The sequence below is a fragment of the Streptomyces sp. NPDC032126 genome, assembly GCF_055580085.1.
The window spans coordinates 1-20,932 of record NZ_JBVIMA010000004.1 but is presented as its reverse complement, the minus strand read 5'-3'; the positions used below and the strand labels follow the sequence as shown (position 1 = coordinate 20,932).

Annotated in this window: 16 protein-coding genes; 15 read left to right on the top strand and 1 reads right to left on the bottom strand. The window is 69.3% G+C overall.

All coding sequences use genetic code 11. From position 1 onward, the window contains the following. Positions 1-186: 186 nt before the first annotated feature. The 4 genes from tig to clpX all read left to right on the top strand — a co-directional run bounded on the left by tig (position 187) and on the right by clpX (position 4,680). Positions 187-1,581 (top strand): trigger factor, encoded by a 1,395-nt coding sequence (gene tig / locus ACZ5NW_RS16445; RefSeq protein ID WP_468744524.1) that lies wholly within the window; start codon positions 187-189, stop codon positions 1,579-1,581. 238 nt (positions 1,582-1,819) lie between these two features. Then, the gene (locus ACZ5NW_RS16440) at positions 1,820-2,431 is read left to right on the top strand and encodes an ATP-dependent Clp protease proteolytic subunit (RefSeq protein ID WP_468745080.1); all 612 of its coding nucleotides are present in this window, start codon (positions 1,820-1,822) and stop codon (positions 2,429-2,431) included. A 100-nt stretch (positions 2,432-2,531) separates the two neighbouring features. Next, a complete protein-coding gene (locus ACZ5NW_RS16435; protein WP_468744523.1) occupies positions 2,532-3,212 on the top strand; it encodes an ATP-dependent Clp protease proteolytic subunit in 681 nt (226 codons plus the stop codon). Positions 3,213-3,393: 181 nt separating this feature from the next. Next, on the top strand, positions 3,394-4,680 hold the full coding sequence (clpX, locus tag ACZ5NW_RS16430; protein WP_468744522.1) for an ATP-dependent Clp protease ATP-binding subunit ClpX: 1,287 nt from the start codon (positions 3,394-3,396) through the stop codon (positions 4,678-4,680). 73 nt (positions 4,681-4,753) lie between these two features. Here the strand turns inward: clpX and ACZ5NW_RS16425 are convergent, their stop codons facing one another. Continuing rightward, a complete protein-coding gene (locus ACZ5NW_RS16425) occupies positions 4,754-5,707 on the bottom strand; it encodes a hypothetical protein (RefSeq protein ID WP_468744521.1) in 954 nt (317 codons plus the stop codon). Positions 5,708-5,845: 138 nt separating this feature from the next. Between ACZ5NW_RS16425 and ACZ5NW_RS16420 the strand changes: the two genes are divergently transcribed. The 11 genes from ACZ5NW_RS16420 to ACZ5NW_RS16370 form a co-directional block, all read left to right on the top strand. After that, complete coding sequence (locus ACZ5NW_RS16420; RefSeq protein WP_468744520.1) at positions 5,846-8,470, top strand: valine--tRNA ligase; 2,625 nt, start codon at positions 5,846-5,848, stop codon at positions 8,468-8,470. Between the two features lie 130 nt (positions 8,471-8,600). Continuing rightward, the gene (gene folC, locus ACZ5NW_RS16415) at positions 8,601-10,085 is read left to right on the top strand and encodes a bifunctional tetrahydrofolate synthase/dihydrofolate synthase (protein WP_468744519.1); all 1,485 of its coding nucleotides are present in this window, start codon (positions 8,601-8,603) and stop codon (positions 10,083-10,085) included. Between the two features lie 11 nt (positions 10,086-10,096). Then, positions 10,097-10,453 carry a DUF4233 domain-containing protein gene (locus ACZ5NW_RS16410; protein ID WP_468744518.1) on the top strand — a complete coding sequence of 119 codons (357 nt, stop codon included), beginning with the start codon at positions 10,097-10,099 and terminating at the stop codon, positions 10,451-10,453. A gap of 64 nt (positions 10,454-10,517) precedes the next feature. Continuing rightward, positions 10,518-10,931 (top strand): nucleoside-diphosphate kinase, encoded by a 414-nt coding sequence (gene ndk / locus ACZ5NW_RS16405; protein WP_468744517.1) that lies wholly within the window; start codon positions 10,518-10,520, stop codon positions 10,929-10,931. 266 nt (positions 10,932-11,197) lie between these two features. Further along, the gene (locus ACZ5NW_RS16400) at positions 11,198-12,217 is read left to right on the top strand and encodes a rod shape-determining protein (protein WP_030779466.1); all 1,020 of its coding nucleotides are present in this window, start codon (positions 11,198-11,200) and stop codon (positions 12,215-12,217) included. Positions 12,218-12,405: 188 nt separating this feature from the next. After that, the gene (mreC, locus tag ACZ5NW_RS16395; protein ID WP_468744516.1) at positions 12,406-13,362 is read left to right on the top strand and encodes a rod shape-determining protein MreC; all 957 of its coding nucleotides are present in this window, start codon (positions 12,406-12,408) and stop codon (positions 13,360-13,362) included. Positions 13,363-13,375: 13 nt separating this feature from the next. Then, the gene (gene mreD, locus ACZ5NW_RS16390) at positions 13,376-14,047 is read left to right on the top strand and encodes a rod shape-determining protein MreD (RefSeq protein WP_468744515.1); all 672 of its coding nucleotides are present in this window, start codon (positions 13,376-13,378) and stop codon (positions 14,045-14,047) included. A 131-nt stretch (positions 14,048-14,178) separates the two neighbouring features. Then, positions 14,179-16,458 (top strand): penicillin-binding protein 2, encoded by a 2,280-nt coding sequence (mrdA, locus tag ACZ5NW_RS16385; RefSeq protein WP_468744514.1) that lies wholly within the window; start codon positions 14,179-14,181, stop codon positions 16,456-16,458. Beyond that, positions 16,455-17,654, top strand: coding sequence for a rod shape-determining protein RodA (rodA, locus tag ACZ5NW_RS16380; protein ID WP_468744513.1), 1,200 nt, complete (start codon positions 16,455-16,457; stop codon positions 17,652-17,654). Before mrdA ends, rodA begins: the two co-directional genes overlap by 4 nt. Before the next feature lie 93 nt (positions 17,655-17,747). Further along, positions 17,748-19,310: a CYTH and CHAD domain-containing protein gene (locus ACZ5NW_RS16375; RefSeq protein WP_468744512.1), complete on the top strand. Its 1,563-nt coding sequence runs from the start codon at positions 17,748-17,750 to the stop codon at positions 19,308-19,310. Between the two features lie 69 nt (positions 19,311-19,379). After that, positions 19,380-20,932: TIGR03960 family B12-binding radical SAM protein (locus ACZ5NW_RS16370; RefSeq protein WP_468744511.1), on the top strand; the 1,553-nt coding region annotated here is incomplete at its 3' end.

Below are 20,932 nucleotides of genomic sequence, written 5' to 3'. Positions count from 1 at the left end.
CGCGCACCGCCGCGGCGATCGTCTTTTGGGACGCTCGGCGCCTGCGGTTACTATGCAAGCTGCGCGCCCGTGTGCCCGGCCCGACCAGGCCGACGAAATCCTCCGGGAAATCCTCCGGGCGACCATCCGCCGGGACCATTCTGGCTCCGGCAGAACCCAAGAAGTCAGCCACAAGGAGACCGAACCGTGAAGAGCGCCGTGGAGACCCTGAACCCGACCCGGGTTCGGCTCACTGTCGAGGTGCCCTTCGAGGAGCTCAAGGACAGCCTCGACGCGGCGTACAAGAAGATCAACCAGCAGGTCACGGTGAAGGGCTTCCGCAAGGGCAAGATCCCCGCGCGGGTCATCGACCAGCGGTTCGGCCGTGGCGCCGTGCTGGAGGAGGCCGTCAACGACGCGCTGCCGAAGTTCTACACGGAGGCGGTCAACGAGGCCGAGCTCAGCGTCCTGGGCCAGCCCGAGGTCGACATCACCGAGCTGAAGGACGGCGAGACGCTGAACTTCACCGCCGAGGTCGACGTCCGCCCCGCCCTGGAGCTCCCCGAGGACTTCTCCTCCATCGAGGTCGAGGTCGACGCCGTGGAGGTCACCGACGAGGACGTCGAGAAGTCGGTCGAGCAGCTGCGCGAGCGCTTCGCCTCCACCAGCCCGGTCGAGCGCGCCGCCGAGGACGGCGACGTCGTGACCGTGGACCTGGAGGCCAAGGTCGACGGCGAGGTCCTGGAGGACGGCATCGCCAACGGTGTCTCCTACACGATCGGCTCCGGCGAGCTGCTCGACGGCATCGACGACGCCGTGAAGGGCCTGGAGGCCGGTGGCGAGGCCACCTTCACCTCCGAGCTCAAGGGCGGCTCCGCCGCCGGCCAGGAGGCCGAGGTCTCCGTCAAGGTCACCCAGGTCGCCGCGCGCGAACTGCCCGAGCTGGACGACGAGTTCGCGCAGCTCGCCTCCGAGTTCGACACCCTCGAGGAGCTGAAGGCCGACAGCCGCAAGCGCCTGGAGAACATGAAGCAGTACGACCAGGCCACGCAGGCCCAGGAGCGCGTCCTGGAGAAGCTGCTGGAGCTCGTCGAGGTGCCCGTTCCCGAGAAGCTCCTCGAGGACGAGATCAACACCCGCAAGCACAACCTGGAGCACCACCAGCTCGGCCAGATGGGCCTGACCCTCGACAAGTACCTGGAGCTCCAGGGCAAGACCGTCGAGGAGTTCGAGACCGAGACCAAGGACGCCGCGGTCAAGGGCATCAAGACCCAGTTCGTCCTGGACGAGCTCGTCAAGCGCGAGAAGCTCAACGTCAACCAGGAGGAGCTCACCGAGCACCTCATGCGCCGTGCCGCCTCCTCCGGCATGTCGCCCGACCAGTTCGCCCAGGCCGTCGTCGAGGGCGGCCAGGTTCCGCTCCTGGTCGGCGAGGTCGCCCGCGGCAAGGCGCTGGCCCTGGTCGTCGAGAGCGCCACGGTGAAGGACACCAACGGCGAGATCATCGACCTGGACGACGAGGACGAGGTCGAGGCCGCGACGGAGACCGTCGAGGCCGCCGAGGGCACCGAGGTCGAGGCCGAGGACAAGCCCGAGGCCTGAGCCGCACGGCAGCCCCCGCTCCGGCTCGTACGGCAGCGCTGAAGGACCCGCGACGGGCCCCTGGCACTTGGTGCCCGGGGCCCGTCCCCGTTCCGCAAAGGTCACTACGCCCCCGGCGAACACCGCTTTCTCCGGGACTCCCCGGAGGGACCCGCGCGTTAGGGTCCATGAAAGGCAGAACAATCTGAGACGGCCCGGCGCCGTCGTAAGACGAGCAGGTGGATACGTGACGAATCTGATGCCCTACGCCGCCGGCGAGCCTTCCATCGGTGGCGGCCTCGGTGACCAGGTCTACAACCGGCTGCTCGGCGAGCGGATCATCTTCCTCGGCCAGCCGGTCGACGACGACATCGCGAACAAGATCACCGCGCAGCTGCTGCTCCTTGCCGCCGACCCGGACAAGGACATTTACCTGTACATCAACAGCCCCGGCGGTTCGATCACGGCCGGTATGGCGATCTACGACACCATGCAGTTCATCAAGAACGACGTGGTGACCATCGCCATGGGCCTCGCGGCCTCGATGGGCCAGTTCCTGCTGAGCGCCGGCACCCCGGGCAAGCGCTTCGCCCTGCCGAACGCCGAGATCCTGATCCACCAGCCCTCCGCCGGCCTCGCCGGTTCGGCCTCGGACATCAAGATCCACGCCGAGCGGCTGCTGCACACCAAGAAGCGCATGGCCGAGCTGACCTCGCTGCACACCGGCCAGTCGGTCGAGCAGATCACCCGCGACTCGGACCGCGACCGCTGGTTCGACGCCTTCGAGGCCAAGGAGTACGGCCTCATCGACGACGTCATCACGACGGCTGTCGGCATGCCGGGCGGCGGCGGCACCGGGGCGGGCTCCTGAGGCCCCTAGCGGCCCCTCACGGCCCCCTGGCGGCCCCTCGGGGCCCCAGGGCCTCAGCAAGCGCCCCAGCCACCGCCCCAGCCCCCTTCAGGAGACAACCGTGAACAGCTTCCCCGGCAGCGGCCTCTACGACCGCGCGAGCGCCGAGTACACCGGCCCCACGGCCGAGTCCCGCTACGTCATCCCGCGCTTCGTGGAGCGCACCTCCCAGGGCATCCGCGAGTACGACCCGTACGCGAAGCTCTTCGAGGAGCGCGTGATCTTCCTCGGCGTCCAGATCGACGACGCCTCCGCCAACGACGTCATGGCGCAGCTGCTGTGCCTGGAGTCGATGGACCCCGACCGGGACATCTCGGTCTACATCAACAGCCCCGGCGGCTCCTTCACCGCGCTGACGGCCATCTACGACACGATGCAGTTCGTGAAGCCCGACATCCAGACGGTCTGCATGGGTCAGGCGGCCTCCGCCGCCGCGATCCTGCTCGCCGCCGGTACGCCGGGCAAGCGCATGGCCCTGCCCAACGCGCGCGTGCTGATCCACCAGCCCTACAGCGAGACCGGCCGCGGCCAGGTCTCCGACCTGGAGATCGCCGCCAACGAGATCCTGCGGATGCGCTCGCAGCTGGAGGAGATGCTGGCCAAGCACTCCACCACGCCGATCGAGAAGATCCGCGAGGACATCGAGCGCGACAAGATCCTCACGGCCGAGGACGCGCTCGCGTACGGGCTGATCGACCAGATCATCTCCACCCGGAAGATGAACAACGCGTCCCTGCGTTGACGCGCAGGCCGAAGCGTCTGCCGTCCCTTGGCACGGTTTGACACGACTCACGTCAAAGTGAACCGTGCCAAGGGGGGCCCGAACGGGGGGCCCGGCAAGGTACCGTCGACATAAGGCAGCACCAGGAGCCGCTGGACTCGAAAGACGTCCAGGCGTCTCCCAGGCGAAGGGGAAGCACACCGTGGCACGCATCGGTGACGGCGGCGATCTGCTCAAGTGCTCGTTCTGCGGCAAGAGCCAGAAGCAGGTCAAGAAGCTCATCGCAGGGCCCGGTGTGTACATCTGCGACGAGTGCATCGATCTCTGCAACGAGATCATCGAGGAGGAACTCGCCGAGACGAGCGAGGTGCGCTGGGAGGAACTGCCCAAGCCCCGCGAGATCTACGAGTTCCTGGAGGGGTACGTCGTCGGCCAGGAGGCCGCGAAGAAGGCCCTCTCCGTCGCGGTGTACAACCACTACAAGCGCGTCCAGGCCGGTGAGAACGGCGGCGCCCAAGGCCGCGACGACGCCATCGAGTTGGCGAAGTCCAACATCCTTCTGCTCGGCCCCACCGGCTCGGGCAAGACGCTCCTCGCGCAGACCCTCGCCCGCATGCTGAACGTGCCGTTCGCGATCGCCGACGCCACGGCGCTCACCGAGGCGGGCTATGTCGGCGAGGACGTCGAGAACATCCTGCTCAAGCTGATCCAGGCGGCCGACTACGACGTCAAGAAGGCCGAGACCGGGATCATCTACATCGACGAGATCGACAAGGTCGCGCGGAAGAGCGAAAACCCGTCGATCACCCGCGATGTGAGCGGCGAGGGCGTGCAGCAGGCCCTGCTGAAGATCCTGGAGGGCACCACCGCCTCGGTCCCGCCGCAGGGCGGCCGCAAGCACCCGCACCAGGAGTTCATCCAGATCGACACGACGAACGTGCTGTTCATCGTGGGCGGTGCCTTCGCGGGCCTGGAGAAGATCATCGAGACCCGGGCCGGCGCCAAGGGCATCGGCTTCGGCGCGACGATCCGCTCCAAGCGGGAGCTGGAGGCCAAGGACATGTTCGAGGAGGTCATGCCGGAGGACCTCGTCAAGTTCGGCATGATCCCCGAGTTCATCGGCCGCCTGCCCGTCATCACGAGCGTCCACAACCTCGACCGCGAGGCCCTCCTCCAGATCCTCGTCGAGCCGCGCAACGCGCTGGTGAAGCAGTACCAGCGCCTCTTCGAACTCGACGGCGTGGAGCTGGACTTCGAGCGGGAGGCGCTGGAGGCCATCGCCGACCAGGCGATCCTGCGCCAGACCGGCGCCCGCGGCCTGCGCGCCATCATGGAAGAGGTCCTGATGTCGGTGATGTACGAGGTCCCGTCCCGCAAGGACGTGGCCCGCGTGGTCATCACGGCCGACGTCGTCCACTCCAACGTCAACCCGACCCTCATCCCGAGGGACGCCCGCGGCCGCGGCCCGGGCGAGGCGAAGACGGCGTAACCGCCGCACGCAGTACACGAAGGGGCCCCTGGTCGGATCGACCAGGGGCCCCTTCGCGTCGGTTGAGCCGGCGTCAGGCCTTGACGCGGACCTCGTTGCGGAACTTCGCGGTCATCTCGGCCGCGGAGTCCAGGTCGGCGCCCTTGCCGCCCATGGCGCTCGCCATGTCGACGTGGATGATGACGCCCACGGTGCTGTGGTCACCCCAGATGCACACCGGCATGCTGACCTCGCTCGGCCCGCCGGAGCTGGAGCCGGACGAGTCCTTGACCTTCATCTCCTGGCACTTCAGGACGGCGTCCTTCAGCCCGGCCGGCTTGTACTCCTTGGGCGTGCCGACGACCTCGCCCTCCTTGTCCTCCTTGGCCTGCTTCTTCGTGTCGGCGAACATGGCGTCCACGACCGCCTCGGGGTCGTCGATGTCGCCGTACACACCCATGAAGTTGATCATCTTCATGGACAGGTAGTTGGTCTCGTCCCCGGACTGGTAACCGGCGTGCACGTCCTTGGCGTTGTCCACGCCGTGCTTCTCGGCTTCCTTGATGTCGTCCTCGTCGAAGCCGCCGCTGTCCGCGCCCTCGGACTTCTTGTAGTCGGTGAGGACCGTCGCCGGCGTCGTCAGCTTGTGCGCGCCGTCGTCGGCGATGTCCGAGCCGCCGCCGCTCTTGCCGAGCAGCAGGGTCGCGCCCACCGCGATCGCGGCGACGACCGCCACCGCGCTGATGATGATCGCGGCCTTCTTCTTGCCGCTGCCACCGGCCGGCGGCGGGGGCACGGTCGGGTACGGCTGCTGGCCGTAGGGGGGCTGACCGGGCTGACCGGGCTGGCCGTACGCGGGGGGCTGCTGCGGCACGCCCTGCGGGGCCTGCTGCGGGTAGCCGTAGCCCGGCTGGGGGGCCTGCGGCTGCTGAGGGTAGCCGTAACCGGGCTGGGGCGCCTGCGGCTGCTGGCCGTACGGGCCCGGCTGACCGTACGGTCCGGGCTGCTGGGGCTGCCCGCCGTACGGGCCCGGCTGGTTCTGACTCATTACTCGGTTCCCCTCCAGATGCTTATGTGGTTCTCACATCCTGGCCCAGGCACGGCGTGCTCATGGCAGCGGGGGTCCCTACCGTTACCAAACAATCGCGTTTCGGGACGGGGTCGTGACACCTCTAAACTGAGCCCCGTGACCGATAACGCTCAGCAGCAGCCACCAGCGCCCACGACCGAACTGCCGACCCAGTACGCGCCGGCCGACGTAGAGGGGCCGCTGTACGAGCGCTGGGTGGAGCGGGGTTACTTCGAGGCGGACGCCAAGAGCGAGAAGCCGCCGTACACCATCGTCATCCCGCCGCCGAACGTCACGGGCTCGCTCCACCTGGGCCACGCCTTCGAGCACACCATCATCGACGCCCTCACCCGCCGCAAGCGCATGCAGGGCTTCGAGACGCTGTGGCAGCCCGGCATGGACCACGCCGGCATCGCCACGCAGAACGTCGTCGAGCGCGAGCTGGGCAAGGAGGGCAAGTCCCGGCACGACCTCGGCCGCGAGGCCTTCGTCGAGCGGGTCTGGCAGTGGAAGGCCGAGTCCGGCGGCCAGATCGGCGGCCAGATGCGCCGCCTGGGCGACGGCGTCGCCTGGTCCCGTGAGCGCTTCACGATGGACGAGGGCCTCTCCCAGGCCGTCCAGACCATCTTCAAGCGGCTCTACGACGACGAGCTGATCTACCGCGCCGAGCGCATCATCAACTGGTGTCCGCGCTGTCTGACGGCGATCTCGGACATCGAGGTCGAGTACCAGGACGACGACGGCGAGCTGGTCTCCATGAAGTACGGGGAGGGGGACGACACCATCGTCGTCGCCACGACCCGTGCCGAGACCATGCTCGGTGACACCGCCGTCGCCGTGCACCCGGACGACGAGCGGTACAAGCACCTCGTCGGCAAGCTCATCAAGCTGCCGCTGACCGACCGTTCCATCCCGGTCGTCGCCGACACGCACGTCGACCCGGAGTTCGGCACGGGCGCCGTCAAGGTCACCCCGGCGCACGACCCGAACGACTTCGAGATCGGCCAGCGGCACGACCTGCCGGCCATCACGATCATGGACGAGCACGCCGTCATCACGGCCCACGGTCCGTTCCAGGGCCTGGACCGCCTGGAGGCCCGCTCCGCGATCGTCGCCGCGCTGCGCGCCGAGGGCCGGATCGTCGCCGAGAAGCGGCCGTACGTCCACTCGGTGGGCCACTGCTCGCGCTGCAAGACCACGATCGAGCCCCGTCTGTCGATGCAGTGGTGGGTCAAGGTCGGCCCGCTGGCGAAGGCGGCGGGCGACGCCGTCCGCGACGGCCGCGTCAAGATCCACCCGCAGGAGATGGAGAAGCGGTACTTCGACTGGGTCGACAACCTGCACGACTGGTGCATCTCGCGCCAGCTGTGGTGGGGCCACCGCATCCCCGTCTGGTACGGCCCGAACGGCGAGGTCGTCTGCGTCGGCCCCGACGACGAGATCCCCTCCGGCGAGGGCTGGCACCAGGACACCGACGTCCTGGACACCTGGTTCTCCTCGGGCCTGTGGCCCTTCTCCACGCTCGGCTGGCCCGAACAGACCGAGTCGCTCGCGAAGTTCTACCCGAACTCCGTCCTGGTCACCGGCTACGACATCCTCTTCTTCTGGGTCGCCCGGATGATGATGTTCGGCCTGTACGCGATGGACGGCACCCCGCCGTTCCACACCATCGCCCTGCACGGCATGGTCCGCGACCAGTTCGGCAAGAAGATGTCGAAGTCCTTCGGCAACGCGGTCAACCCGCTGGACTGGATGGACAAGTACGGCAGCGACGCCCTGCGCTTCACCCTCGCCCGGGGCGCCAACCCCGGCGTCGACGTCCCGATCGGCGAGGACTGGGTCCAGGGCTCCCGCAACTTCGCCAACAAGATCTGGAACGCGACCCGCTTCGCGCTGATGAACGGCGCGACGGCGGACGGCCCGCTGCCTTCTCAGGAGCAGATGTCGGCGACCGACCGCTGGATCCTCTCCCGCCTCAACTCGGTCGTCGCCGAAGTCGACGCCCTGTACGAGGACTACCAGTTCGCCAAGCTGTCCGACGCCCTCTTCCACTTCGCGTGGGACGAGGTCTTCGACTGGTACGTCGAGCTGTCCAAGACGACGTTCCTCGCGGGCGGCGAGCCGGCCAAGGTCTCCCAGCGGGTCCTCGGCGAGGTCCTCGACGTCACCCTCAAGCTGCTGCACCCGATCGTCCCGTTCGTCACCGAGACCCTCTGGACCACCCTCACCGGTGGCGAGTCGGTCGTCATCGCCGAGTGGCCGACGGACAGCGGCTTCCGTGACCCGGCCGCCGAGCGGGAGATCGAGTCGCTCCAGTCGGTCATCACCGAGGTCCGCCGCTTCCGCGCCGACCAGGGCCTCCAGCCCGGCCAGCGCGTCCCGGCCCGGCTGACCCTCGACGGCACGGCGCTCGCGCCCCACGAGGCGGCGATCCGCCAGCTGCTGCGCCTCCAGCCGGAGGGCGACGCCTTCACGGCGACGGCCACCCTGCCGGTCGCCGGCGCGGAGGTCGCCCTCGACCTCTCCGGCACGATCGACGTGGCGGCGGAGCGCAAGCGCCTCGCGAAGGACCTCTCGGCGGCCGAGAAGGAGAAGGCCCAGGCCCAGGCCAAGCTCGGCAACGAGGCGTTCCTGGCGAAGGCCCCGGACAACGTGGTCGACAAGATCCGCACCCGCCTGGCCAAGGCGGAGGAGGACATCACCCGCATCCAGGCCCAGCTGGACAAGCTGCCGCAGGCGTAAGAGCCGACGCGTGCGAGGAACCCCCGGAGCTCCGGCGAGCCCCGGGGGTTCCTTGTCGGCCGACGTCGGCCGAGGTCGGCCGACCGAGCCACCGCACCTTTTGTCAGTCGCCCTCCGTAGACTGGGCCCCGTGAGTGACAGCGACCCCTTCGACGAGATCATCGACGCCGAGACCGACCGCGACCCCGATCTCGCCGTGATCGAGGCCGGCAGCCGTACCCTGCGCACCCAGGGCGGCGCGCCGCAGGCGGACGTGCCCGGACGCCCGCAGGACCCCGAGCTGGACAAGGCCCTGCGCGAGGTCGAGGCGGAGCTCGCCACCCGCTGGGGCGAGACGAAGCTGGAGCCGTCCGTCGCCCGCATCGCCGCCCTGATGGACGTCCTGGGCGAGCCGCAGCGGTCGTACCCCTCGATCCACATCACGGGGACCAACGGCAAGACCTCCACCGCCCGTATGGTCGAGGCCCTGCTCGGCGCCTTCGAACTGCGGACCGGCCGCTACACGAGCCCGCACGTCCAGTCGATCACCGAGCGGATCTCCCTCGACGGCGCCCCGATCTCCGCCGAGCGCTTCATCGAGACGTACGAGGACATCAAGCCGTACGTCGAGATGGTCGACGGACAGCAGGAGTACCGCCTCTCCTTCTTCGAGGTCCTCACCGGCATGGCGTACGCCGCCTTCGCGGACGCCCCGGTCGACGTGGCCGTCGTCGAGGTCGGCATGGGCGGCTCCTGGGACGCCACCAACGTCATCGACGGCGATGTGGCCGTCGTGACCCCCATCGACCTCGACCACACCGACCGCCTCGGTGAGACGCCCGCCGAGATCGCCGGCGAGAAGGCCGGCGTCATCAAGCAGGACGCCACGGTCATCATGGCCCAGCAGCCGGTCGACGCGGCCCAGGTGCTGCTGAAGAAGGCCGTCGAGGTGGACGCCACCGTGGCCCGCGAGGGCCTGGAGTTCGGGGTCGTCGCCCGACAGATCGCCGTGGGCGGCCAGCTGCTCACCCTGCGCGGCCTGGGCGGCGAGTACACCGATGTGTATCTCCCGCTGCACGGCGCCCACCAGGCGCACAACGCGGCGGTCGCGCTGGCCGCCGTGGAGGCGTTCTTCGGCGTCGGCGCGGCGCGGGCCGAGCCCCTCGACATCGACACCGTGCGCAAGGCGTTCGCGGCCGTGTCCTCGCCCGGCCGCCTCGAAGTCCTGCGCCGCTCCCCGACCGTCGTCCTGGACGCCGCGCACAACCCGGCGGGCGCCCGGGTGACCGCCGAGGCGATCGGCGAGGCCTTCGACTTCAGCCGTCTGATCGGCGTGGTCGGCGCGAGCGCCGACAAGAACGTGCGCGGGCTGCTGGAGGCGTTCGAGCCGGTGTTCGCGGAGGTCGTGATCACCCAGAACTCCACCCATCGCGCGATGGACGCCGACGAGCTGGCCGCGATCGCCGTCGAGGTGTTCGGCGAGGAGCGCGTGCAGGTCGAGCCGCGGCTGCCGGACGCGCTGGAGGCGGCGATCACGCTGGCCGAGGAGGAGGGCGAGTTCGCCGGCGGCGGCGTCCTCGTCACCGGTTCCGTCATCACCGTGGGCGAGGCCCGACTGCTTCTCGGGAAGGGCTGAGGTCGTAGACGATGCGCACGCTGTGTTCCTCGACGCTGATCGGCGAGTTCTTCATCATCGGCTTCGCCGGTCTGGTCGCCATGAAGGACGCCGACCTGTCCACCGGCACGGTGTGGACGGTCTGCGGGATCGCCATGTTCCTGTGCCTGGCGCTGTGCGGGGTGATCACGCGCCCCGGGGGAGTGGCCCTGGGCTGGGCGCTCCAGCTCGCCCTGATCGCCTCCGGGGTCTTCGTGCCGCTGATGTTCTTCATGGGCGCGGTGTTCGCGGCCCTGTGGTGGGCGTCGGTGCACTACGGGCGGAAGGTGGACGAGGCGAAGGCGAGATTCGCCGCCCAGTCCGCCTCCTCTACACCTGACGCTGCGTAACAGGCACGCCGACACGCCCTGTAACCTCGTCCCACCGCACACCTGGCAGGAATAAGGAGTCCCCGTGACCCAGCGCACCCTCGTCCTCCTCAAGCCCGACGCCGTCCGTCGCGGCCTGACCGGCGAGATCATCAGCCGTATCGAGCGCAAGGCCGGCTGGCAGATCACCGCGCTGGAGCTGCGCTCCCTGGACCAGGACACGCTGGAGCAGCACTACGGCGAGCACAAGGGCAAGCCGTTCTACGAGCCGCTGGTGGAGTTCATGTCCTCCGGCCCGGTCGTGGCGCTGATCGTCGAGGGCGAGCGGGTCATCGAGGGTGTGCGCGCGCTCGCCGGTCCGACCGACCCGATCGCCGCCGCCCCCGGCTCCATCCGCGGCGACTACGGCGTGATCGTCCGCGAGAACCTGATCCACGCCTCCGACTCGGAGGAGTCGGCCGAGCGCGAGGTGAAGATCTTCTTCCCCGGCCGCGCCTGAGCCCACCGACCCGGCCCGACCAGGGCGGCCGTGGAAAACGGCCGCCCTGCGGCATATGCGTGGCGATCGAGGGAACGAGTGCCCCCGATGGCCCGTCTCCACAAGCGGGGCGGCGCGTCATCTGCTGACAATGGCGAAGACCCTCCCGCAGTGCTCGCGAAGGCGCCACTACGATGGAATCCTTCACGTCACAGCACCCACTTCGCCGACCTGAAAAGCCCTCAAAAGCTCCCAGGAAGGCCAGACGAATCCTGATGGGGAACTCAATGTCGTTCATCGGCCGTGACATGGCTGTCGACCTCGGGACCGCCAACACGCTGGTGTACGTCAGGGGTCGCGGGATCGTACTGAACGAGCCGTCCGTCGTCGCGATCAACACCAACACCGGTGGCATCCTCGCGGTCGGCGCCGAAGCGAAGAAGATGATCGGGCGGACGCCCGGCAACATCGTTGCCGTGCGGCCGCTGAAGGACGGCGTGATCGCCGACTTCGAGATCACCGAGCGGATGCTCCGCTACTTCATCCTGAAGATCCACAAGCGGCGGTATCTCGCCCGGCCGCGCGTCGTCGTGTGTGTGCCCTCCGGCATCACCGGCGTCGAGCGCCGTGCCGTCATCGAGGCGTCGACCCAGGCCGGCGCCCGTCAGGTGCACATCATCGAGGAGCCCATGGCCGCGGCCATCGGCTCCGGCCTGCCGGTCCACGAGGCCACGGGCAACATGGTGGTGGACATCGGCGGCGGCACGACGGAGGTCGCGGTCATCTCGCTCGGCGGCATCGTCACCGCCCAGTCCATCCGCGTCGCGGGCGACGAGCTGGACAACGCGATCATCCAGCACATCAAGAAGGAGTACTCGCTCCTTCTGGGTGAGCGGACGGCGGAACAGATCAAGATCACGATCGGTTCGGCGTACGACCTCGACTCCGACGAGCACACCGAAATCCGCGGCCGGGACCTCGTCTCCGGGCTGCCCAAGACCGTCGTCATCTCGGCCGCCGAAGTGCGCAAGGCGATCGAGGAACCCGTCAACGCCATCGTCGACGCCGTGAAGACCACCCTCGACAAGTGTCCGCCCGAGCTGTCGGGCGACATCATGGACCGCGGAATCGTTCTGACCGGCGGCGGAGCACTGCTGCGCGGTCTGGACGAGCGGCTGCGGCGCGAGACCGGCATGCCCATCCACATCGCCGAGGACCCGCTGGACAGCGTGGCGCTCGGCTCCGGCAAGTGCGTCGAGGAGTTCGAGGCGCTCCAGCAGGTGCTGGACGCCGCGCCCCGCAGATGACGTAACGCTTCGATTCCGCCGTACGAGACGATCTCCTCTCGTGCGGCGGATCGTTGATATTGAGGCATAAGCTCCACAAAGAGCCCCTCGGCCCGGCTGGGCGGGGGCTACCCGAATTCCTGAACCTCTGAATTCCTGAAACTCCTTGAACTTCTGGATTCCTAACGGGAAGGGCACGGCCGCCGCACGTGAGGGACACACGAGAGAGCCGGCTGCTGTTGGTGCTGCTGGTCGCCATCGCGTTCGCGTTGATCACGGTGGACATCCGCGGCGGGGAGGACTCACCGGTCGACGGTGCCCGGCAGGCCGCGGCCGCCGTGTTCGGGCCCATCGAGGACGGTGTGTCCTCCGCGGTCGACCCGGTCGGCAACGCCGTCTCCGCCGTCCGTGACTCCGGCGAGCGCCACGACCGCATCGCCGAGCTGGAGAAGGAGAACGCGGCTCTCAAGGCGAAGCTCGGCAGCGACGACCGCAACAAGAGCCGCCTCGCCCAGCTCGACAAGATGCTGAAGATCGCGGGCGAGGGGCAGTACGGCATCAAGGGCGCCGAGGTCATCGCCATAGGAGCGGCGCAGGGCTTCTCCTGGACGATCACCATCGACGTCGGAGCGAACGACGGGATCCGGCGCGACATGACCGTCCTCAACGGCGACGGGCTCGTCGGCCGGGTCACCACGGTCGGCCCGAACACCGCGACCGTGCTCCTCGCGAGCGACCCCGACTTCACCGTGGGCACGCGCATGGAGGCCACCGACGAGCTCGGCTTCGCCTCCGGTCAGGGCGACCGGCCGCTGCGCGTTGAACTCCTCAACGGCAAGGCCGAGGTGAAGAAGGGGGACCGGCTCGTCACCTTCGGCTCCCAGGCCGACAAGCCCTTCGTGCCCGGCGTCCCCGTCGGCGTCGTCTCCCGCGTCGACCCCTCCGGCGGCGACCTCACCCGCACCCTCTACGTCACGCCGTACGTCAGCTTCACCAAGCTCGACATCGTCGGCGTCGTCGTCCAGGCCCCGAAGAAGGACCCGCGCGACACCGTGCTCCCCGCCAAGCCCAAGCCGATCCCGACGCCCACGGTCACCGTGACGGTCACCCCGGGGGCCAACCCTTCCGACGGCTCGCAGCAAGACGGCCGGCAAGAGCAGCAGTAGGAGCTGAATCCCCATGCGTGTCAACCGGATCCTGCTCTCCACGGCCCTGGTCGTGGTCGCCCTGGTGATCCAGGTGAGCGTCCTGGCCAGACTCCATCTGCCCGGTGCCGTCCCCGACCTGCTGCTGCTCACCGTCCTCGGCCTCGCCATGGTCTACGGCCATGTCGGCGGCGCCCTCGTCGGCTTCGGCGCGGGCCTCCTCGCCGACCTCGCCCCGCCCGCCGACCACGCGGCCGGCCGCTACGCGCTGGTGCTGAGCGTCATCGGCTACCTGGCCGGTCTCATCAAGCCGGAGACCGGCCGGCTGAAGTCCGCGACCGGCCCGATGGTCGTGGTCGTCGGCGCCGCCATCGGCTCCACCCTGCTGTACGCCGGGGTGGGCGCCCTCGTCGGCGACACCGCCGCCCGCCATGTCGGCCTCGTCGGGCTGCTGTTCAGCGCCGCCCTGTATGACCTGCTGCTGGCGCCCTTCGTGGTCCCCGCGATCATGTTCCTGGCCCGGCGCGCCGAGAACGACCCGCTGGCGGAGACGAACTCCGCGGCGAAGGCGGCCGACATCTCCTCCGGTTGGATCTCCGCCGGGACCGGGCTCAAGATCGGCGGCCAGCGGGGCGGACTGCGGATGAAGGCCGTCCGGGCGCGGACCGCGCGGGCCGGGCGCATCAAGGGGGTCAAGCGGCTGTGAGCGGCGGCGAGTTCACCCGGACGGGCGACGCCGCGGTGGAACGCGGCCGCACCGGCGCTTCGTTCATTCTTCGTACACCGGCACGAGATGCCGCACATTCGTCCACACGCTGAGAGGGGGAGGCAGCCGCAGTGACCAACATTCCCGAGACCGGACGGACCCCACGCGTCCAGATCCGCCTCGTCGTCATCCAGATCCTCGTCCTCTCCCTGCTCGGCACCCTCGGCGGCCGCCTGTGGTACCTCCAGATCCGCGAGGGCGCGGCCTACGCCAAGGAGGCCTCGGGCAACCACGTCCAGCAGGTCGTCCAGCCCGCCGTCCGCGGCTCCATCCTGGACGCCCGCGGAGTCCCCCTCGCGGACAACGAGACACGGCTGGTCGTCTCCGCCTCCCGCACCGACCTGCTGAAGCAGAAGGACGACGGCAAGGCCGTCCTGACCAAGCTCGCGGGCGTCCTCGGCATCGCGCCGACGGAGGTCATGCAGAAGGTCCGCCTCTGCGACGCCCACACCCCCCAGCCCTGCTGGAACGGCTCGCCGTATCAGCCGATCCCCATCACCGACGAGGCGACGCCCAAGCAGGCCCTGCAGATCCGCGAGCGTGCCGAGGACTTCCCCGGCATCACCGCCGAACCCGAGGCCGTGCGCCGCTACGCCGCCCCGGGCAAGGCGAACAGCGCGCAGGTCCTCGGCTATCTCTCGCCCGTCACCGACGAGGAGATCCAGCAGGCCCAGGACACCGACTCCCCGTATCTGCGCAGCGACCAGGTCGGCCGCTCCGGCCTGGAGCGGGAGTACGACAAGGAGCTGCGCGGCAAGGCCGGCGTCACACGGTACGAGGTGGACAACCTCGGCCGGGTCATCGGCCAGGCGGAGGCCACCCCCGCCGAACCGGGCTCCCACCTCGTCACCAGCATCGACGCCCGGGTCCAGCGCGTCGCGGAGTACGAACTGAACGCGGCGATGAAGAAGGCCCGCGAGCAGTTCGACAAGATCACCGGGGAGAACTACAAGGCGGACTCCGGCGCGGTCGTCGTGATGGAGGCCAGGACGGGCCGCATCGTCGCGATGGCGTCCGCCCCGACCTACGACCCGAACGCCTGGGTGGGCGGCATCTCCGCCAAGGACTACAAGAAGCTCACCGGCAAGAACTCCAACTACCCGCTGCTCAACCGGGCCATACAGGGTCAGTCCGCGCCCGGTTCGACGTTCAAGGTGGTCTCCACGGCCGCCGCCGTCGAGGCCGGCTACGAGTGGGACGGCGGCTACCCGTGCACCAGCTCGTACTCGGTCGGCGGCCAGGTCTTCAAGAACTTCGAGGGCGAGAACTTCGGCCCGATCTCCCTCGGCCGCGCCCTGGAGGTCTCCTGCGACACCGTCTTCTACGGCCTCGCGCACAACGAGTGGAAGAAGGACGGCGGCATCAACCCGAAGAAGGGCGAGCCGAAGGACTTCTTCTTCAAGGCGGCCCACCAGTTCGGCCTCGGCCGGGAGACCGGCATCGACCTGCCCAACGAGGTCACCGGCCGCGTCCCCGACCGCCAGTGGAAGCAGAACTACTGGAAGGCCAACAAGGACGCCTGGTGCAAGTACGGCAAGAAGGACGGCAGCTACGTCGAGAAGATCGCCTACGAGAACTGCCTCGAAGGCAACAAGATGCGCGCCGGTGACGAGATCAACTACTCCATCGGCCAGGGCGACACCCTCGTCACCCCGATCCAGGAGGCCGTGATCTACGGCTCCCTCGCCAACGGCGGCACGATGTACGAGCCGACCATCGGCAAGGCGATCATCAGTGCCGACGGCAGGACGGTCACGGAGATCAAGCCCAAGGTCAAGAGCAAGGCACCGGTCTCCCAGGCCACCCTCAAGGGCATCGACGCCGCCCTCGCCGGCGTGATCACCCGGGGTACGGCCGCGTGGAAGTTCGGCGGCTGGCCCCAGGACAAGATCGAACTGCACGCCAAGACCGGTACCGCCGAGGTCTACGGCAAGCAGACCACGTCCTGGCTCGCGACCTACTCCAAGGACTACACGGTCATCATGACCATCTCCCAGGCCGGTACGGGCTCCGGCGCCTCCGGTGAGGCCGTGCGCAACATCTACAGCGCGATGTACGGCGTCCAGCCCGACGGCTCGATCGACAAGAAGAAGGCGCTGCTGCCCACCCCGCAGAAGGCCCTCCCGACGATCAGGCCGGACGGCTCGATCACCTCCCCGAAGATCTCCAAGGACCCGGCGAAGGACCTGGTGGCCGACCGCAAGGCCGCGCTGGCGGCCGAGCAGGGCGCCACCGCCCCCGACGACACCCAGCCCGCGGCGACCACCACGCCCACCGGGACGACCAACCGGGACACCCGCAGAAGGCGGCGCGGGCCCGCACGGCGAGGAAGCCGGAGGATGTGCTCATGACCGGCGCGAACAGCTTCTCCGTCTCGGGGTACGGCCCCGAGCGGGCCGGCTGGACCCGGATCTTCGCCCGCGACTCGCTGGCCCGGCGCCTGGACTGGCCGATACTGCTGTCCGCCGTCGCGCTGTCGCTGATCGGCTCCGTGCTGGTGTTCTCCGCGACCCGCAACCGCACCGAGATCAACCAGGGCGACCCCTACTACTTCCTGATCCGGCACATCATGAACACCGGCATCGGGTTGGCCCTGATGATCGGCACCGTCTGGCTCGGCCACCGCGCCCTGCGCAACGCCGTGCCGATCCTCTACGGCCTCTCCGTCTTCGGCATCCTGCTGGTGCTCACCCCGCTCGGCTCCACGGTCAACGGCGCGCACTCCTGGATCGTGCTCGGCGGCGGATTCTCGCTCCAGCCCTCGGAGTTCGTGAAGATCACGATCATCCTGGGCATGGCGATGCTGCTCGCCGCCCGGGTCGACGCCGGCGACAAGACCTACCCCGATCACCGGACCGTGCTGCAGGCGCTGGGACTGGCCGCCGTCCCGATGCTGATCGTGATGCTGATGCCCGACCTCGGGTCGGTCATGGTCATGGTCATCATCGTGCTGGGCGTGCTGCTCGCCTCCGGCGCGTCCAACCGGTGGGTGTTCGGGCTGCTCGGCGCGGGCGCCGTCGGGGCGATCGCCGTCTGGCAGCTGCACATCCTCGACGAGTACCAGATCGCCCGCTTCGCCGCCTTCGCCAACCCGGAGCTGGACCCCGCGGGCGTCGGCTACAACACCAACCAGGCCCGCATCGCCATCGGCTCGGGCGGGCTGACGGGCGCCGGTCTCTTCCACGGCTCGCAGACCACCGGCCAGTTCGTCCCGGAGCAGCAGACCGACTTCGTCTTCACCGTGGCGGGGGAGGAGCTGGGCTTCGTCGGCGCCGGCCTGATCATCGTGCTGCTCGGCGTCGTCCTGTGGCGGGCCTGCCGTATCGCCCGGGAGACGACCGAGCTGTACGGCACGATCGTCGCCGCCGGCATCGTCGCCTGGTTCGCCTTCCAGGCGTTCGAGAACATCGGCATGACCCTCGGCATCATGCCGGTCACCGGACTGCCGCTGCCGTTCGTGTCGTACGGCGGTACATCGATGTTCGCGGTGTGGGTGGCGGTGGGCCTGTTGCAGTCGATCAGAGTGCAGCGCCCGATGTCGGCGTGAACCCGTTGTCACCGGGCGCTCACCCGGCGTTCACCGGCCACTCGCCTCCCGTGGGCCCTGTCGTCATGACCCGACCACATCTAAAGTCGGGTCATGGCGGAGACGAAACGCGAGATCGAGCGCAAGTACGAAGCCGATGACAGCGGACTTCCCGACCTGACCGGCGTGGCCGGTGTCGCGGACATCCTCGACAAGGGCGTCGCCGAGCTCGACGCGACGTACTACGACACCCGGGACGGACGGCTCGCCGCCTCCGCCATCACCCTGCGCCGCCGCACCGGCGGCTCCGACGCGGGCTGGCATCTGAAGTTCCCGGTGGAGACGGACGTGCGCGACGAGATCCGCGCCCCGCTCTCCGACACCCTCCCGCGCAGCCTCGCCGGTCTGCTGCGCTCCCGGGTCCGCGACACCGAGCTGGTGCCCGTGGTCCGGCTCCTCTCCTCCCGCGACGTGCGCGAACTCGTCGACGCGGAGGGCCGGCTGCTCGCCGAGGTCAGCGTGGACGCCGTGCACGCGGAGCGGCTGGGCGGCGAGGGCGGGGCGCCCGGCGCGGTCGCCCAGTGGACCGAGATCGAGGTCGAGCTGGCCGACGGCGGGGATCCGGCCTTCCTCGACAAGGTCGAGAAGCGGCTGCGCAAGGCGGGCGTACGCCCGTCGACCTCGGCGTCCAAACTGGCGCGGGCGCTGGCGGAGACCAAGGAGCCCGACAAGGCCGGGGGGACGAGGAAGGGCAAGCGGCAGACGGCACCGACGGCGCCCGCCGACAGCGGAGCGTCCGGCGGTCCGACGACCGCCGGGGACCACGTGCTGGCGTACCTCCGTGTCCAGCGGGACGCCATCGTCGCGCTCGACCCGGCCGTCCGACGGGACGAGTTCGACTCGGTGCACCGGATGCGGGTCGCCACCCGCCGGATGCGCAGCGCCTTCCGGTCGTACGGCAAGGTCCTGGACCGGACCGTCACCGACCCGATCGGCGCGGAGCTGAAGTGGCTGGCCGGCGAGCTGGGCGTGGACCGGGACCAGGAGGTGCTCACCGAGCGCATCGCGGCCGCCGTCGAGGACCTCCCGCGCCCCCTGGTGATCGGCCCCCTGCGCGGCCGGCTGCGCAGCTGGACCGGCGCCCGCCGCGGCGGTTCCCGGCGCCGCCTGATCGGCGTCCTCGACGGCAAGCGGTACCTGGCGCTCCTGGACACCCTGGACGCGCTGATCGACCGCCCGCCGCTGCTGAAGGCCGCCGCCAAGAAGCCGGAGAAGGTGATCGCCAAGGCCGTCCGCAAGGACTTCGCCAAGGTGTCCGCGCTGATCGAGGAGGCCCTCGGCCTGCCCGCGGGCCACGACCGGGACGTCGCCCTGCACGAGGCCCGCAAGAAGGCCAAGCGGACCCGGTACGCGGCGGAGGCGGCCGAGCCCGCGCTCGGCGGCCCGGCCGCCGCCATGGTCAAGAACGCGAAGGCGCTCCAGAACCTCCTCGGTGACCACCAGGACAGCGTCATGGCCCGCGAGGCCCTGCGCGACATCGCGGGTCAGGCGCACGCGGCGGGCGAGAGCGCGTTCACCTACGGCGTGCTGTACGGCCGCGAGGAGCAGCGGGCGGCGGCGGACGAGGCGGAGCTGCCGGAGCTGTGGGAGCGGGTGAGGGGCGGGACTGGAATCTGAGCGTACGGACGACGCCCGTGAGCGGGTTACGCTTGATGGTCACCCCTGTCAGCTCACGAAAGTCTCCCGATGTCTGTCGAGTCGGTGTTCCCGCAGCTCGAAGCCCTGCTCCCGCATGTGCAGAAGCCGATCCAGTACGTGGGCGGCGAGCTGAACTCCACGGTCAAGCCCTGGGACAGCTGTGACGTCCGCTGGGCGCTCATGTACCCGGACGCTTACGAGGTCGGCCTGCCCAACCAGGGCGTCATGATCCTCTACGAGGTGCTGAACGAGCAGGAGGGCGTCCTCGCCGAGCGCACGTACAGCGTGTGGCCGGACCTGGAGGCGCTGATGCGTGAGCACGGCGTCCCCCAGTTCACCGTGGACAGCCACCGCCCGGTCAAGGAGTTCGACGTCTTCGGACTGTCCTTCTCCACGGAGCTCGGCTACACCAACATGCTCACGGCCCTGGACCTGGCGGGCATCCCGCTGGAGTCCAGGAACCGCACGATCGACGACCCGATCGTCCTCGCGGGCGGCCACGCGGCCTTCAACCCCGAGCCGATCGCCGACTTCATCGACGCGGCCGTCATCGGCGACGGCGAGCAGGCCGTGCTCGACATGACGCGGATCATCCGCGAGTGGAAGGCGGAGGGCCGTCCCGGCGGCCGCGAGGAGGTCCTCTTCCGCCTGGCGAAGACGGGCGGGGTGTACATCCCGGCGTTCTACGACGTGGAGTACCTGCCGGACGGCCGGATCGCCCGTGTCGTACCGAACCGCAGCGGTGTGCCGTGGCGGGTGTCCAAGCACACCGTGATGGACCTCGACGAGTGGCCGTACCCCAAGCAGCCGCTGGTCCCGCTCGCCGAGACCGTGCATGAGCGCATGTCGGTCGAGATCTTCCGCGGCTGCACCCGCGGCTGCCGCTTCTGCCAGGCCGGCATGATCACGCGTCCGGTGCGCGAGCGCAGCATCACCGGCATCGGCGAGATGGTCGAGAAGGGGCTGAAGGCGACCGGCTTCGAGGAGGTCGGTCTGCTGTCCCTGTCCTCCGCGGACCACAGCGAGATCGGCGACATCGCCAAGGGCCTCGCGGACCGCTACGAGGACGACAAGATCGGCCTCTCGCTGCCCTCGACCCGCGTCGACGCGTTCAACGTCGACCTGGCCAACGAGCTCACCCGCAACGGCCGCAGGTCCGGTCTGACCTTCGCGCCCGAGGGCGGCTCGGAGCGCATGCGCAAGGTCATCAACAAGATGGTCTCGGAAGAGGACCTGATCAGGACGGTCGCGACGGCGTACGGCAACGGCTGGCGCCAGGTGAAGCTGTACTTCATGTGCGGCCTGCCCACGGAGACCGACGAGGACGTCCTCCAGATCGCGGACATGGCCGCGAACGTCATCGCCAAGGGCCGCGAGGTCTCCCGCTCCAACGACATCCGCTGCACGGTCTCGATCGGCGGTTTCGTCCCCAAGCCGCACACCCCCTTCCAGTGGGCGCCCCAGCTCTCCGCCGAGGAGACCGACGCCCGCCTGGAGAAGCTCCGCGACAAGATCCGCGGCGACAAGAAGTACGGCCGCTCGATCGGCTTCCGCTACCACGACGGCAAGCCCGGCATCGTCGAGGGCCTGCTCTCGCGCGG